Here is a 16,916-nt window from a genome sequence, read left to right as displayed (position 1 = left end):
ATGACCCTCAACGGCCTTTGACATTATTTCGTCCAATAAACCGTAGATGGTCGAAAATCACTTCATTCCCAGTAGTCATTGGGCTTTATTTGCAGCAAGCGAAACGTAGGGGACGACTATAGTTTCCAAAAGATTGAAAACAGATGGTATCACTTATCAATAAAAAATATGAAAAAGAGCTTAATCGGAATTGCAGTTATGATCATGACTGTATTCGTCGGCTATAAAGCCGCTACGGCACAAGGAATAAAAGACGAGCCCCTTTATGCCTATACAGATCCGAAAGAAAAAGGCAAAGTCGCCAAAATTTACGATATGCGGGGAAATACGAGCCTGAATCCATCCGCACGGAAACACTTCCAAAAAAGACACGGTGATTATACATCCTTAAATTGGTTCGTCTATGAAACAGGAATCATTGCGAGATTTGAGGCCAAAGGGCTAAACCATATGAGTCTTTATGACAATCATGGGGTGTGGAAACATACCGTCACCTATTATCCATATAATAAGATTGATCAAGAAGCAATTAAGACCGTCCAATCAAAATATCCCGATTTCGACATATTGCGTGCATTTGAAATACGTGCAAGCTATGCTGGGCCAAAATTCATCGTGCAGATAGAAAATACGTCAGAAATGAGAGAGCTTGTCCTCACGGGGAAGAAACTAACCTTACACAAAACGGTGTCATATATAAAATAACGAAAGTCGTGTTGACTATTATTTAATTTCCACCTGCCTCAAGGTACCCGATACATTTTGCCGGGCAATGCCACCAGCAGGCCTTTCATCTCCATTTCCAGCAGGGTAATGGAGATTTTGCTCTGTGGCACTTGCAATTGCAGGCACAGTTCATCTATACTTATCTTTTCTTGTTGCTGGATCAACTGATAAATCGGTTTTTCTTTATCGTTCAGATCAAGGTGCATGGCCAATTGCTGTCCGTGAGCGGACTGAACGTGCTCTGCAGTCGCCCAGTTCATGATATACGCTAAGTCTTTCACCCCACTGATGAGGTGTGCCCTATGCGTTTTGATCAGGTGGTTGCACCCTGCTGAATAGGCATCACCCACCTTGCCCGGAAAGGCACATACGTCTCGATTATAGCCATTGGCTATCTCTGCCGTGATGAGCGCTCCCCCTTTCAGGGCCGCCTCAACCACCACCACCACATCCGCCAGTCCGGCTATGATCCTGTTGCGCGCGGGAAAGTTTTGTCTATCGGGATTGGTATTGGAGCGATATTCCGTAAGCAAGCCGCCATTGTCCAGCATGTCCATGGCTAGCCGCCTATGCTGCATGGGATAGATGCGGTCGAGCCCGTGTCCCAGCACACCTATTGTGGGCAGGCCATATTGCAGGCAGGCACGATGGGCATGGCTATCTATGCCGTAGGCTAGGCCACTTATCACCAAGGCGCCGTATTCCTTCAAGCCAGCCACCAAAGCGGCACACAACTCTTGCCCGTAAGCTGTGGCATTGCGCGTACCTACTATACTGACAACGCGCGGTTGATTGAGTGCAACACTGCCCTTATAGAACAGCAACAACGGTGCATCAGGGCAATGCAACAAACGCGTGGGGTAGTCCACATCTGTAAAGAACAGGCTTTGGATCTGGTGCTTTTCTACAAAAGCCAATTCCTTCTCCGCCTCCTCCAATAGCAGCTTATCCTTGATGCTGCTTACCGTGTGCTCTGTGATGCCCGGGATCTGCAACAATTCCTTTTTGCTGGCCGAGAAAAAAGCCTCCAGATCATCATCAAACAAGTCAAGGACTTGCCTGCCATATACAGGCCCTATCCCTTTGATCTTCGGAAATGCCAATCGGTAAACCTGATTCAATTTTTAATGGTTAATTGTTAATGATCAATGGTTAATTGTTGCCCTTTAAAACTCACAACTCACAACTCACAAACAAGGCATCCTCCCACCATCCACTGGCAGGTTGATGCCCGTAATATACGAAGCTTGGGAAGAGGCAAGGAAGACCACGGCAGCGGCAATTTCTTCCGCATGGGCAAAGCGACCCATGGGAATTTGTGCTTCCATTGCTTGCTTTACTTCGTCTTCGCTCTTACCCTGTTCCTCGGCCTGCTGTGCCACCATGGAACGTATCCTATCCGTATCTGTACTTCCAGGCAATACATTGTTGACAGTAATACCATAGGAGGCCAACTCTGTGGCCAGGGTCTTGCTCCAAGAGGCCATGGCACCCCGTATTACGTTGCTGGTACCCAAGCCCGGAATGGGAGCTTTCACCGAGGTAGAGATGATATTGATAATACGACCAAAGAATTTGGCCTTCATATAGGGCACCAGTAGTTGAGCCAGTTCCTGGCTCATCAAGATATGCTGCCTGAAAGCAAGTTCCAATTTTTCGGGCCGATCCGCCAGTAACGGAGCAGGCTTGGGCCCGCCCGTATTATTGATTAAGAGGTCAAAGCCTCCCCTTTCGTCCATATGGGCCTTCACCTTGGCCAGTACGTCGTCCGGATAAGAAAAATCGGCCACTATAAATCCATGCTTTTGTTCATGTGAACGGTCCAGTTGTGCACATGTCGCATGTAATTGGTCTTCATCTCTCGCCATAAGCGTCACCTCTGCACCGGCTTGTGCCAGCAGTAGAGCGGAGGCGGCACCGATGCCTTTGGAACTTCCACCTACCAATGCTTTTTTGCCCGTCAAGTCTATTTTCATGATGGATATAAAGATAAACATTTGAAATATACGGGCAAAACAAAGTAGTTTTTCCTTTGATTATCAAACAACAATACTTAAAAGCCAAATGATTTAACGTCAACTATCTGGTTAACAGCAGATTGACCGTAAGCTCAAGGCGTAATTGAGTTTCTTCATCAAATGCTTAATTTTGTCTACAGTTACAGAGTCCTTTTATCCAACAGCTGCGTTAGCTGCGGTTTGAGTATCCATAAGCCATACACGAGCGCTAGTAAGGTGATGCCGCCACCCACAAAACCGATTTCCTGCAAGCCCCAGTGCGTGCCTACAAGTCCCCCGATAAAGGCGCCACCACCAATGCCAATATTATAAATGGCAGAGTAAATGGCCATGGCAACATCCGTATTTTGCGGTGCCAGCTGTATAATCTTGTACTGAAAGGCCAAGTTGAAAATTGCGATAGAAATACCCCATACCATACACAGCGCATTCAGGCTGAAGACATTGAACGACAGAGGGTATAACAAAAGTAGTACTACAAACATACTCGCCACGGGCAAAAAGGTAAACATGGTAGGATGTGCATCGTTGTAACGAGAGAACAGCAAACTACCAAAGATACCGGTAAGGCCAAACAACAAGAGTACAAAGGTGGACAGGTGTTCGGAAAAACGGGCAATATTTGCCAAGAAGGGCTCGATGTAGCTATAAGCACAAAAATGTCCGGTAATGGCCATGGCCGTGAGCAGGTAAACCTCAATCAAGGCCCTATTGTGAAACAAAGATGGAAGGCTTCGTAGGGGGCTCGCGTTTTTGCTTGGCAGCTTGGGCAAGTCCCATAACAATACAATCATGACGAGCAGCGCAATAACGGCTATGGACAAAAAAGTGGTGCGCCAGCCCAAATATAAACCAATGGTACGCCCCAAGGGAAGCCCCAGTATCATGGCCAATGAGGTACCCGTAGCTATGATGCCCAATGCCGCGGATTGCTTGCCGGGAGGCGCTATTCGTACCGCTAGTGGTGAGGCAATAGCCCAGAAAACAGCATGGGCACAAGCCACCCCAAGCCGAGAAACCATAAGCAAGGCGAAAGAATTAGAAAAATAAGACCCTATATTACTGGCTACAAAAAGAAAAAACACTACCCCCAACAATTTACGGCTTTCCATTCTGGCGAAAACCAGGATAAGCGGCAAGGAAAGTACTGCCACGGCCCAGGCATAGATCGTAATCATGATACCTGCACGCGACTCGGTCATATGGAAGTCCTTGGCAATATTAGTCAAAAGACCAATGGGGATAAATTCCGCTGTATTGAAAATAAATGCGGCAAAGGCCAAACAAATGACCGGAAGCCAGCTTTTAGGAGATTGAGGCAATTGCGCCGTTTGGTCTTTAGAAGAGTCCATGTCAATATGTATTAGGTAACAGCATCAACAAGGGACATATAGTAAATACTTGGTTTCGAAGAATTCCTCCTCAAAATAGTCAGACAAGGCATAGCTTTCCACCTTCAGCCTGGACTCCTTGATCTCCTCCTTCAGGTCTCCGCCCTTGAGATATAAAATACCGTTAGGAATAGGGTTGACATCTTTTTTCTTGAATTTGCCTTGCACCCAGGGATAAAACTCCTTTAGCCGGGTGACGGCCCTAGACACCACGAAGTCAAACTTCTCGTCCAGTTGCTCAGCCCGACTGTGCAGGGCCACCACATTGTCCAATCCCAACTCTCGGGCCACCGCCTGTACCACCTTGATCTTTTTTCCTATGGAATCTACCAGATAGAACTCCACTTCCGGAAATAGGATGGCCAAAGGGATGCCCGGAAAACCACCGCCCGTGCCCACGTCCAATATCGTACTGCCCGGTACAAAAGACGTAAATTTGGCAATGCCCAATGAATGCAGCACATGCCGCTCATACAAGCTATCGATGTCCTTTCGAGAAACCACATTGATCTGTGCATTCCAGTGCTCGTACAAGCCATAAAGTGCCTCCATACGCTCCTTTTGCAATGCAGTCAATCTTGGAAAATACTTAAATATAAGGCTAGCGTCTATTTCCTTCTCCATAATCCGTGTATCGTTATCTCCATGTTACTTGTTCCTTTCCCAGCCATGTCCAAACGGCAATCAATGGATTGCCCAACTGATACTGCAGATCCAGCAAAGGCAAAATGACCAATAAGTCGCCCAATGTCAACTTCTTCATCGATGCCGTATAACCGATATACAAACCTAGCAGCCGTATCAAGTAAAGAGCAAGCACAAAAGGCCATCCGTTCCATTGAACAAACAAAGCGAGGAACAGAAAGACATAAAACAAGAAGCCACTGCCCGCTTGGACGGACAACATGTTCTTATCTGTTGCCTTATACCATTTTCCAGCGCCAAAATGACGCTTTTTTTGCCTTAGGTACTCCTTCAGGGTATGTTTCGGCTCACTCCACATAAATGACCCCTCGTCTAAGCACACAGCCGTATTGGCTGCTGTGGCATTTTGGTTGACAAAAAGGTCATCGTCTCCAGAGAGCACGTGCATATGGGATCCAAAACCCTTATTGCGAAAGAAAAGTTCCTTTTTGTAGGCCAAGTTCCTTCCTACACCCATATAAGGATTACCGCGCAAAGCAAAGCCAAGGTAGTTAACAGCAGTAAGAAAAGTCTCATAGCGAATATAAGCGTTCAGCCATCCCTTTTCACGCACGTAAGGCGAGTAGCCCAAGACGATTTCCTTGTCCGTACCGAAGCTGGCAGCTATGTACCTCAACCATTCGTTGGAAGAAGGATAGCAATCGGCATCGGTAAAGACCAAATCATCGTACTGGGCAGCTTTGATGCCCAGGGTGACGGCAAACTTCTTGCCATGCTTTAATTTGATGCTCTCGCCCAAATGCACAATTTTAAGATGCGGATATCTTTCTTCAAAATCCTTTAGCACCCACTTTGAATCGTCCGTAGAGCAGTCGTTCACCACCACTACCTCAAATAGCGGATAATCTTGCTCCAATATTTTCGTTAAATGGAGCTTAAGGTTGCTTACTTCGTTGCGAGCGCAGATAATAACGGATATGGCAGGCAGCTTAACGCCTTCCTCTGGTTCCCGGGGTGCAATGCGCTTTACAGCACCTTGAGGGCCAAATATAAAGTAAAATTGCACCAAGAGACCTAGTAGCGCGATTATCAAAAGGGCAAAATAGAGAACTTGTAGAGACACTAGAAAATCTTTAATCTGAATTTTCTCCTACCCAACCTTTGCAATGAGTGTATCCAAAAACAAGATTTGGACGGCCCCGTTTGAAAAGTACTGGTAAGGAACTGCAAAGATAATTTTTTTACCTAAGTTTGCATCCTTAAATGCAGCAGCCATTGCTATTGATGGCAAAAAATCCATGAAGTTCACCTTACAAACGTCAGATATACATTCAAAGGCCAGAGCGGGAACCTTAGAAACCGCCCACGGCAACATACTGACTCCCATCTTTATGCCTGTGGGCACTGCCGGAACAGTGAAAGGCGTGCACCAACACGAGCTGAAAGAGCAAATAAAAGCTCAAATCATATTGGGCAATACCTATCACCTGTACCTACGCCCCGGATTGGATACCATACGCGGCGCTGGTGGACTGCACCGATTCAACAGCTGGGATAGGCCCATACTCACGGATAGTGGCGGCTACCAAGTCTATTCCCTTACGGAAGTAAGGAAAATAAGGGAGGAGGGGGTAACCTTTCGTTCGCATATCGATGGGTCCAAACACCTCTTTACGCCAGAAAATGTAATGGATACCCAACGCATCATAGGTGCGGACATCATCATGGCATTTGACGAATGTACGCCCTACCCGTGCGACTACCGCTATGCTAAAGATTCCATTGACATGACACATCGTTGGCTCCAGCGCTGCTGCGAACGTTTCGACAATACGGAGCCCCTGTATGGCTATGAACAAAGCCTCTTCCCTATCGTACAGGGATCGGTGTACAAGGACCTAAGGGAAAAATCGGCCGAGGTAATTGCCTCCTATGGTCGTGACGGCAATGCCATCGGTGGTCTGTCCGTAGGCGAACCGGCCGAGGAAATGTACGCCATGACCGAAGTAGTGAACAATATTTTACCCAGAGATAAGCCACGCTATCTAATGGGCGTGGGCACGCCTATCAATATACTGGAAAATATTGCCTTGGGCATAGACATGTTCGACTGTGTGATGCCTACCAGAAATGCCCGGAACGGCATGTTGTTCACGCGCAAGGGGATTATCAACATCAAGAACAAGAAGTGGGCAGATGATTTCTCGCCCATAGATGCCGATAGCGACCTGGCAACCGACCTGTTCTATAGCAAATCTTATCTAAGGCACCTCATCCATTCGAAGGAACTGCTGGGAGCACAGATCGCTACGCTGCACAATCTTCGCTTCTATATGTGGCTGGTGGAAGAGGCACGTAACAAAATCTTGGAAGGCACGTTCTATGAATGGAAAAACAGCATGGTGAAGCAATTGGGTGAAAGATTGTAACTTGGACAGCGCATAGAGACTAAAGTTGAAAGACTAAAGCATCCTGACAAACTGGAAAATCAGTCTTGATACTTGGTACTAACAAAGAAATGAACATCATTGATAAATATATCATCAAGAAGTACCTGGGGACCTTCGTGTTCACGATGGCGATATTTTCTGTGGTGGCCGTCATTTTCGACATTTCCGAGCGTCTGGATGATTTCCTGAAAAGGCATGCGCCGCTGGAGAAAATCGTATTTGAGTACTATGCCGGTTTCGTGCCTTTTTACCTCAACATGCTCAGCCCGTTGATCAACTTCGTGGCTGTCATTTTCTTTACGGCCAAAATGGCCAATCAAACAGAGATTGTCCCCATATTGAGTGGAGGAATGAGTTTCAGGCGTTTACTCCGTCCTTACTTCATATCGGCATCGATCATCTGCTTCACCACTTATCTTTTTACCTTGTTTATTATACCTCGTACCAACAAGCTCTACAACGGCTTTTACAACGTGTATATCAAGCCCGATGCTGGCGGAAACAAGGTGTCTACCCATATGCAAATCAGCCCGGGCACCTTTGTGTATATAGACAATTTCGATAATGAGCGTAAGGTGGGCTACAACTTCATCATAGAAGAGTTTGAAGGACAAGAATTGAAACAAAAGCTTATAGCCCAACGCATTACCTGGGATTCGACGCAGACAAAATGGAAGATTCATGACTATTCTATCCGCACCATCGATGGGCTAAAGGAAACCATGACCAAGGGGACCGAAAAAGACACCACATTGGACATGCGTCCTGTAGATTTCGAGGTACGTAACAATATCTACACGGCCATGACCACATCAGAATTGAACGAACGTATACGAAAAGAAGAAATCAGAGGAACCGGTTTAATGGTTGACCTGAAGTTGGAGAAATACAAAAGATTCGTCTCCCCTTTGTCTGCGTATATTCTTACCCTCATGGGAGTAGCTCTTTCCTCAAAAAAAGTACGCGGGGGCATAGGCCTCAGCCTGGGTATAGGTATTGCCCTGAGTTTCACTTACATTCTTCTAATTCAGTTTGCTACCATGTTCTCTCTCAAGGGAGGACTGCCACCGCTGATTGCTGTGTTCATCCCAAATATGATATTTCTAGCTGTCAGCCTATACCTATATTTCAAGGCTCCTAAATAAACCCGACAACATCTCGACAATGAAGATCAACAAGAATCTGCTCATACTGCATATCACAGTAGTTGTCTGGGGGTTTACAGGTATCCTCGGATCGCTCATATCTATTTCTGCCCTACAGCTAGTATGGTACCGTGTTCTCATCGCTTTCCTTTCATTGTTCGTTTATTTCAAGTTTAGTGGCAAATCCATATCTGTACACGCAAATGACCTATTCAAATTTCTTTTCGTAGGCGGGTTGGTAGGACTACATTGGTTTTTGTTCTTTTGGTCCATTAAATTGTCAACCGTATCGGTCACGCTGGTGTGCCTTTCTTCGCTTACCCTGTTTACGGCTCTTTTGGAACCGCTGTTTACCAAGGAAAAAATAGCGAGGCTCGACCTCTCTATCGGCTTAATCATCATATCAGGCATCTACCTCATTTTCAAGTTCGAGACACAGTATATTGCCGGCATCATGGCGGGATTGGGTGCCGCGTTGATGGGCAGCCTTTTTTCGATCTTGAATTCACGCTTAGTAAAAACCACCGAGGCCTCTACCATTAGCTTTTATGAAATGCTTGGAGCTTGGCTATGGCTTTCACTATTTCTTCTTATGACAGGTGGTTTTGATGCGTCATCCATGCAAATGACGCTAATGGATTTTTTTTATCTCTTGCTTTTGGGTACGGTTTGCACCTCCGTGGCCTACGTTGCCGGGGTGGCAGTGATGCGCGAGCTTAGTGCCTTTCGGGTAGCACTTACCACAAACCTAGAACCCGTTTATGGCATCGTCTTGGCATGGATTATATTTGGAAAAAAAGAAGAAATGAGTCTAGGATTTTACATAGGTGCAGGTATTGTATTGGCGGCCGTATTCTTTTACCCATATTTAAAGGCAAGGAAATATAAGACGGAAAAGGTATGAGGAAGATCACCCTGCACGCTACCGCCTTAACACCTCTTCACCACTTAAAAGCATAGCCATTGGTCCACTCTATGAAATCGGCTTTCCCACCATGCGCCTTAATAGATACGCCGCTATAAAAGTCCTTATAGACCTTATAACGTACTCCAATCCGTAGATAGTACGGCGTCCTTTCCCCGTTGAATCGATTGCGATGCAGGTAGTATCCCGCATTTCCATTCATATACAGGCGTTGCGTGAGCACATGATCTATGTAGAAAGCCGCTCCCGAAGAGAACAAAGAACCAAACTTATTTACACGATCTCCAGCTACTTCGGCGTCTCTCCCACTTCCTGAGTAGAAAGTTTCAAGCCCAGCCCCCAAGCGCCATTTATAACCCGCATGGGCACTCCAGAATACGCCTAAGGTCGATTTGAAGTATTGTTTTTCATTTTCCAGGCTGATTTGTTTGAGCCCAAAAGCGTAATGAACATGTAATTGATGTAGGCGTGACATTGGCGGTACCTCATCCTTCCTAAAGTCAAAAGGCTTATCGCTGGGAATGTATGTGACAGACGCCATCAAAGGCAACAGGTTGATCCCCGTATTGGGCAGCACCAGAGCCCCGTTACTAAAATGGTGGAACGCCGTACCCAAACCTATCTGAAAACGTTTACTAAGCATATAGCTAGCCTGTAGCCCTAAATCAATGAACACATTGTTTCGGGTACCGATAATCAGGTTGAGCGGGTTCTCTTCCGCGTCATATGGATTGAACCTACTCGATAATCCCAAGGCTATGCGGTAGTTGAAATTCCATCTCCTGTTCACCTTGGGACTGATGGGCACCGAGACAAAACCATATACGGCATAAGGATGTCCCACATGTTCCAGTCCAAAGGTGCTGCTGTAAAAACCCACGCCGTATATGGGATAGTTGTACAGCTCATGGTAAATATGGGAGGCCGAATCGCTATACTGAGTCTGCCAACCTATACGAAAGTTCATTGCGTTGTAATACGAATCGGCCATAGAAACCTTTGCCCTATCATCAAATTTCAACTCCCCGCCACTCTCATGTTCGAGCTGAAATACCAGCCTCGATTTGCGAGGCACGGGCCTCTCAATACTGTCGCCAACCAAAAACCGAGGGTGGACTTGAGCATGGATATGTAGAAGGCAAAAGAAATATAGAAAGAACAAATAGTATCGTAAAAGCATATGTCAATAAGTTGGGCTCAACAAACACAGTGTGCCATTGAAAAACGCACGAAAATAAAAAATTTAACCTGTTCACACGTTTCATTTTCTTCCATCATTTGCCCATTTACCACCAAATTGGATCCATCTTCCTCAACGAAAATGCTGCTTCCGAAGAGAAAAATATAAACCAAAAACAAAAGAAAAACGATGCTCATTCGGCATACTGGAAGCGCCTTTTTGGCTCAAGAAAAAAAAGACACTTAGTGTATTTTCATATAATTATCTCGATTGAATAACCAACAAGATATCTACTATGAAACCGACGTATTTCCCAAAGATTGAAACCCGCCATTGGGCCAATGAAATCCTAATCGGCAACAGGATAAAAAGCCAGCCCAATAGCATGGCAAAAAGATAAAACATCATAAACCATACCTGTGCTGTCCGATGAAAACCACCAACATCCCCCCTAGGAAAAAGCGCAACATTCCAACCTATGATCGCCGTAGTCCATAGGACTAAAACCAAATTGATCTAACAAAGTAAAAACCCACATTTAAGTAGGCACTCCTCGTAGATTCCAAGATGGAATTATCTCTCTTTCCTTTAGCCAGAAAAACAACAGTAAAACACAAACTAAAAAAACCAATAAAATACACTAAGTGATGAACTAAACAGATTTTCAACACACGAAAGAAAATGAAATTAACCTGTCTGGACATACAGCTCCATCGGCAAAATAGTGGTAGGCATTAAGATGCGACCTAGCGGTTGCGTCACAACTAGCAATACCGGCATCATGTCTTTAAAAGAACAAGCAGCAGTTGTGCAGGCAAGAAAAGCACCCCTTAGCATCTGACCATCGAACGACACAAAAACACCAATATCAGCACCCTAAAAAAACGGCAACAGCATACAAAAACGGTATTGCCTTCTCGTCACCATAAACAAAATTCCCAAACTAAATAAAACAGTAAAAAACGACTTTCGGTCGAAAAGGTGCATGACATTTCCCACCAGCCATTCTTGCAACCTGTGGGGCAATTAAAGTCAACGAAGTCTTTTTCCGAAGGCATGAAAAGGCAGCAGATAGTGTATTGAGATAGTTATGTTTCCGCCATGAAATAAATTCAGTAAAAGATCAACGAAATGAATAATTTTTGGTTATTTTTACGATGTAAAAAGTAGATTAAAAGCTTTCAACAAAAAATAATAAATACATATAAATCAGATTTATAAATATAAATATATAAACAAACAATAGAAATAAACATCAAAAACGTCAATATGAATTACTAAATTAATTAGCTATCACCATAATAAGCAATGAAAATTAAAATACACAACCTGATAATCAAAACAATAGCTATTAATATATTAATATTTAGTTCATATTCATGTATTGCCCAAATTTTCGACAGTGAGCAAAATGCTCCTAGTGTAAAATGGAAGCAAATAAATACGGAAAATTTTCAATTGATCTATGCGCAGGAAATGGAAAATGAGGCCCAGCGTCTGAGCAATACGTTGATGCATATGATCGACAAAGTAGGCCTCTCCTACTCCAAAAAGCCACGCAAAATCTCCATCATCTTACAGAGCGCTGATCTTTTTTCCAACGGCTTTGTACAACTTGCCCCAAGGCGTTCGGAGTTCATAAGCACCCCACCCCAAAGCAACGACTACCAGGATTGGCTAGACGGCTTGGCCATCCACGAATGGCGGCATGTAGTTCAATTTGACAACATGGCCAGTTATGCAAGAGCTCCTTTACTCCAGCAATTGGGACTTGCTTTTTTCGGCATCATCCTCCCTCCTTGGTTCTACGAAGGTGATGCCGTTTTGCATGAAACCTTACTAAGTCATGCTGGCCGTGGAAGGCTTCCATCTTGGGAGATGACATACAGAACAAATACACTAAGTAATAAAAAGTACAGTTACCAAAAGGACATTTTCGGCTCGTTCAAGGATATCACTCCCAATTACTATGTATCTGGTTATTTCATGACCACCAAGCTTGCGCGCGACTTTGGAAACGGAAGTATCGAGGGGATCTTAGAACACGCGGCAAGCAATCCATTTCGCCCATACAATATTAGTCGGTCCATTAAAAAGCTGACCGGAAAAACTACCGACTCTTGGCACAGTGCCACGCGCCAGGAACTAGACAGCTTGTGGCGTTTGCAGGACGACGCGAGTACTACGCTCCCCTATTCACACCTACCTCAGAATAGCGGCACCGATGTGGAGAATTATTTACTGCCACAAACGAGTAAAAGTGGTTCTATATTTGCCTTGCTCACGAGCTACCATAGTGTACCGAGCATTGTTTCCATAGACACACTCGGAGAGGTCACTCCCCTCACTAAAGTGGGGCCACAGACCGATGCACATTATAGCCTCGGCGAGCACCTACTTGCATGGCACGAAGTACGCTACGACAAGCGTTTTCACAAGCGTAATTATCAAGTTATAATGACCTATGATTTGACAGAGAAACGACACAAACAGCTTACTAGCAAGAGCCGCCTATTCTCCCCTGCGGTGAGCGGTGATGATGCTTATATAGCAGCCATAGAGGTGGCAGAGGACAATAAAAATGCCCTAATCGTACTGAATTCGAACAACGGGAAAGAAACGGCGCGAATAGAAGCCCCACAAGGCGTTGTTTTGGCCACGCCAAGCTTCCACCCCACCGGCAAGAAAATAATTGCCCTGGCGCGGTCTAAAGAAGGCACTAACCTCATCGAATTCGATCTAAAAGCCGACTCTTCGTATTTTCTGCTTCCCTGGCAGCGCCAGGAAATAGAACGCCCCAGGTACGCGCCATGGGGCATAGTTTTTAAGGCGCACTATTCGGGGATACAAAACATCTATCTTCTAAAAGCCCCGATGGGTCAACCGCTCCAGGTGACTTTCTCTTCCTTTGGAGCTTCCAATCCTTTTTACGATGCAGAGAAGGACAGGCTTTTGTTCAACGATTATCAGGCAAAGGGCCACCTTATCAGCCAAGTCAAGCGGGTGGAGCTATTTGAAAAAGCAGCGGTTGCCAAACACGACCTGTTCATAGACTACAGCAGGCCATTACGGCCTAAGAACGCAGGGACAACAGCCTTGGACAGCGTGCCGGACCAAGTATTCCAGAGCCGCTCTTACAGCGATTGGAAGCATCTTTTTAATTTTCACAGTGTCTCGCCCGTGGGCGATGACTTTTCTGACATTGGCGACATCAAGCCCGGACTTCAGCTACTATCGGACAATCTACTGAATACCCTGCAAACGCGAATCGGTTTTGAATACGATCCCAATATCAGTAGGAGCAATTATTTCGTCCATCTCAGTTTCCAACGCTATTACCCCAAGATAAACCTCGAATACCAAAACAGAGCCATACTTACCAGTGCACTGACTAGCAATCGGGAAAGGATTCCATTACGATGGAGGGAAAACCAATGGACCCTCAGCACTACCATCCCGCTGCGCTTTAACCGGCTCAATACCGTGTACAACATGGCATGGGTAGCCGGTATTGCCTATTTGGAACGCTATGGTTACAGCCTGAGGGTTAATGACTCGAACACTAAACAATATCCACTCGTATTCCAATACTATATAAACCGCAACAGCAGGCAAAGCTTGCGCGATATAGCTCCCAAATGGGGGCAGAACATCAACTTGGTGCACCGTACCCTGATACTTCATCCCAATCAGTCGGGTTCCTACCTCAGTGCCCGAAGCACCTTTTATTTCCCTGGCATTGTCAACAACCACTCATTGCAACTACGTTTCAACTATCAATATGGCGATGGAGGATTCAGCAATCGAAATGAGATACCAATGGTGAGCGGATACGACCAACTCCAGGCTACCCATGTGACCAATACGCTATTGGCCAATTACCGTTTCCCTCTATTCTATCCAGATTGGGCCATCGGCAATTTGGCCTATATCAAGCGATTTCGGGCCGGCTTTTTCAGCGACTTCGAAAATTTTGGCAGAAACAATAACTACCGCCCACGTACCTTCGGGCTGGAATTGCGCTCGGACATGAACTTATTACGGTTTTATTTGCCTAATTTTGACTTGGCGTGCCGCATGATCTATGTGAATGAGAGCAGCGCCCGCCCCGTAGTGTTCACTTATGGATTGAGTTATACTTATTGACGATAACCAAACACATATGCGTATAAAAACCATTGTTTTACTGATTGCAACGACATTTGCAATTCTTGTCTTGCTGCAGAACCGAGAAGAAGCGTCTTTTTGGCTTTTGGGAAATCGGTCTGTTTCCAAGTCACTGGTCATCGGTGGCTCTTTGGCATTCGGAATGCTCTTTGGCCTACTTATCGCGGCAAAAAGAAAAGCTGCCGGCCGGCAACTATCTGATGAAGATAGACGATTTATAGACATGGAGGACACGGAAGAGCAAGACGATGAGGACGATGAAAACGGCCTGAGTGACGACGATCGGGATTACATTCGCCTATAAATGATAGGGTAACATGAACAAAACAAGTTTCCTATTCCAAGCTTAAGTACTTCATCAATTTTGCCTAGGCTATGCCCCTGCGCAACTTTGGTACTCAGAAGAAAATCAGGAATACCACCACCTGAACAGAAAAACGTTCACATATTAATAACATCAGCAAGAAGTTTGACGCTACAAGCAGGCTCTCTGTTTGTTTTTTAGTACAGCACGCATTATTCGACCAATCCGACAAAAAAGTCAGTTTTTGTCAAAATAATTATTTACTGTACAAGTAGTTACACTATTTTACAATTTTATTAAAAATACTGGCCTGAACATTGACCATTGGACATTTGTAACACTTAACAAATAGAAAATAGAATGAACATTAACTTAAAAAAAACAGGCTTATTTATCTCTTCAGCTTTGTTGACAAGTGCCGCTTTCGCACAGGTGGACAAATCGGGATCCATTGAAGGCACCACGCCACTTGGACCTGAAAGCCAATATCGGACTTGGTCCATCGGTATCAATGCAGGTGTGCTCAACCAGTCCAACATATTGGGTGTTTTTCAAGATGGCTTCAACGAACTGGAGCATAACGTTGGTTACAGTGCCTACATTAAAAAGCAAATATCACCTTCATTCGGTCTGAAAGCCCAATACATGGGTGGCAAAGTCGGCGGAATAGACAACTCGACCAACACCTCGTTTGAAGCTAAGACCCCATGGTCTGCCGCCTTGTCGGGAGAGTTTACGTTGGCCAATACCAACTGGCGCTTCTTCAATAGTCTCGTAAAACCATACGCCGCCATCGGTGTAGGTGCGTTGAACTTCGAGACTACTACCGTACAAAACGGAAATTCGTCTACTGCTGATGCCAAAACCAAATGGTTTGTTCCCGTAGATGCAGGACTGAAATTTGCAGTAGGAAAAGGTATCAATATCGATTTAGGCTATCAAGTGAACTTTGCCAACCAACGCTTTGACGGAAGGACTGGTACGGCCCATAGAACCGACGTGTTCTCCTATGCCCATGCCGGTTTGGAATTTGCACTTGGCAGCAGCAACAAGCCAGCTTTGAGCAATTCCAATCCCGTTGCCACGCTCATCAACGACTATTCTACCAAGTATGATCAGTTGAAAGCAGAACGCGATGCCTTAAAGGCAGAAGTAGATCAGCTGAACAGCGACCTCAACGATGATGACGGAGATGGCGTAGCGAACAGGTTCGACAAGTGCCCCAATACACCTAAGGACGTGAAAGTGGATGGTTCTGGTTGTCCGTTGCCTGAAATGAAAAACGAAACCAAGGTAATCGAAAGGGTAGAAAAAGTAATTACCGAGGAAGACAGGCGTGTAGTGAAGGACGCCATCGACAACCTTGAGTTTGACCTAGGAAAGGCTACCATACGTCCAACTTCTTATGCGAGCCTGGATAAAGTTGCGGCCCTACTTGTAGAGAAGAACTTTAGCTTGAAGCTGGCAGGACATACGGACAACACCGGCTCTTTGCAAACAAACATGCGTTTGTCCAAGGAACGGGCGGAAGCCGTAAAGGCATACTTGGTAAGCAAGGGAGCTAATGCTTCTCGCATAGAAGCTACCGGATACGGCCCTTCACAACCAATTGCCACGAACGCCACTGCCGAAGGTCGTCAGCAAAACCGTCGCGTGGAATTCACCTTGTATTAATATTCTCTATCACTACTGACCGACAAAAAATAATTTAAGGAGCTGCCATATCTGGCAAGCTCCTTTTTTCATATTTTGGTTTTACGACAAACTAAAAATATGAGTGATAAAAATACAGAAAAGAAATTAGTCGGTCAGCCAATCTTCAAACAATTATTAGGTTTTATTCCAAGGAACAAATTTGAGATGCTTGTGAGCAAGCACCGGTCTGACCGCTATTACAAGACCTTTGATTCATGGACACAACTCATGACGATGCTGTTCGGAATATTCAGCCGATGTGATTCTATG

At 45.2% G+C, this 16,916-nt stretch carries 14 protein-coding genes; 8 read left to right on the top strand and 6 right to left on the bottom strand.

The window, feature by feature from the left end; genetic code table 11:
* Nucleotides 1-168: 168 nt before the first annotated feature.
* Nucleotides 169-705, top strand: coding sequence for a hypothetical protein (locus A37S_RS0115860; protein ID WP_157278717.1), 537 nt, complete (start codon nucleotides 169-171; stop codon nucleotides 703-705).
* A 38-nt stretch (nucleotides 706-743) separates the two neighbouring features.
* On the opposite strand, the gene dprA is transcribed toward A37S_RS0115860, so the two are convergent.
* The 5 genes from dprA to A37S_RS0115835 form a co-directional block, all read right to left on the bottom strand.
* Nucleotides 744-1,847, bottom strand: coding sequence for a DNA-processing protein DprA (gene dprA / locus A37S_RS0115855; protein WP_028297839.1), 1,104 nt, complete (start codon nucleotides 1,845-1,847; stop codon nucleotides 744-746).
* A 66-nt stretch (nucleotides 1,848-1,913) separates the two neighbouring features.
* Entirely contained in the window at nucleotides 1,914-2,702 is a 789-nt protein-coding gene (locus A37S_RS0115850) for an SDR family oxidoreductase (protein WP_028297838.1), read from the bottom strand.
* A gap of 182 nt (nucleotides 2,703-2,884) precedes the next feature.
* A complete protein-coding gene (locus tag A37S_RS24955) occupies nucleotides 2,885-4,096 on the bottom strand; it encodes a sugar transporter (RefSeq protein WP_051293232.1) in 1,212 nt (403 codons plus the stop codon).
* A gap of 24 nt (nucleotides 4,097-4,120) precedes the next feature.
* Nucleotides 4,121-4,759: a 16S rRNA (guanine(527)-N(7))-methyltransferase RsmG gene (gene rsmG, locus A37S_RS0115840; protein WP_028297837.1), complete on the bottom strand. Its 639-nt coding sequence runs from the start codon at nucleotides 4,757-4,759 to the stop codon at nucleotides 4,121-4,123.
* Nucleotides 4,760-4,772: 13 nt separating this feature from the next.
* A complete protein-coding gene (locus tag A37S_RS0115835; RefSeq protein WP_028297836.1) occupies nucleotides 4,773-5,903 on the bottom strand; it encodes a glycosyltransferase in 1,131 nt (376 codons plus the stop codon).
* Between the two features lie 175 nt (nucleotides 5,904-6,078).
* Between A37S_RS0115835 and tgt the strand changes: the two genes are divergently transcribed.
* The 3 genes from tgt (at nucleotide 6,079) to A37S_RS0115815 (ending at nucleotide 9,279) form a co-directional block, all read left to right on the top strand.
* Entirely contained in the window at nucleotides 6,079-7,209 is a 1,131-nt protein-coding gene (tgt, locus tag A37S_RS0115825) for a tRNA guanosine(34) transglycosylase Tgt (RefSeq protein ID WP_028297835.1), read from the top strand.
* A gap of 89 nt (nucleotides 7,210-7,298) precedes the next feature.
* Nucleotides 7,299-8,375, top strand: coding sequence for an LptF/LptG family permease (locus A37S_RS0115820; RefSeq protein ID WP_028297834.1), 1,077 nt, complete (start codon nucleotides 7,299-7,301; stop codon nucleotides 8,373-8,375).
* A gap of 19 nt (nucleotides 8,376-8,394) precedes the next feature.
* On the top strand, nucleotides 8,395-9,279 hold the full coding sequence (locus A37S_RS0115815; RefSeq protein ID WP_036602817.1) for a DMT family transporter: 885 nt from the start codon (nucleotides 8,395-8,397) through the stop codon (nucleotides 9,277-9,279).
* 37 nt (nucleotides 9,280-9,316) lie between these two features.
* Here the strand turns inward: A37S_RS0115815 and A37S_RS24950 are convergent, their stop codons facing one another.
* Nucleotides 9,317-10,480, bottom strand: a complete 1,164-nt coding sequence (locus tag A37S_RS24950) for an acyloxyacyl hydrolase (RefSeq protein WP_084163937.1) — start codon at nucleotides 10,478-10,480, stop codon at nucleotides 9,317-9,319.
* A gap of 1,308 nt (nucleotides 10,481-11,788) precedes the next feature.
* Here A37S_RS24950 and A37S_RS0115795 point away from each other — a divergent pair.
* The 4 genes from A37S_RS0115795 to A37S_RS24940 form a co-directional block, all read left to right on the top strand.
* Entirely contained in the window at nucleotides 11,789-14,626 is a 2,838-nt protein-coding gene (locus tag A37S_RS0115795; RefSeq protein WP_051293231.1) for a hypothetical protein, read from the top strand.
* A 16-nt stretch (nucleotides 14,627-14,642) separates the two neighbouring features.
* Nucleotides 14,643-14,951 (top strand): hypothetical protein, encoded by a 309-nt coding sequence (locus A37S_RS24945; protein ID WP_036602814.1) that lies wholly within the window; start codon nucleotides 14,643-14,645, stop codon nucleotides 14,949-14,951.
* Nucleotides 14,952-15,311: 360 nt separating this feature from the next.
* Nucleotides 15,312-16,625, top strand: coding sequence for an OmpA family protein (locus tag A37S_RS0115785; protein WP_028297829.1), 1,314 nt, complete (start codon nucleotides 15,312-15,314; stop codon nucleotides 16,623-16,625).
* Nucleotides 16,626-16,724: 99 nt separating this feature from the next.
* The coding region (locus A37S_RS24940; RefSeq protein WP_028298797.1) for a DUF4372 domain-containing protein at nucleotides 16,725-16,916 on the top strand (192 nt) is incomplete at its 3' end.

Origin of the sequence: Olivibacter sitiensis DSM 17696 (assembly GCF_000427965.1) — a bacterium.
Taxonomy (GTDB): domain Bacteria; phylum Bacteroidota; class Bacteroidia; order Sphingobacteriales; family Sphingobacteriaceae; genus Olivibacter; species Olivibacter sitiensis.
The sequence above is the reverse complement of the archived record's forward strand: the minus strand, read 5'-3'. Positions and strand labels throughout refer to the sequence as shown.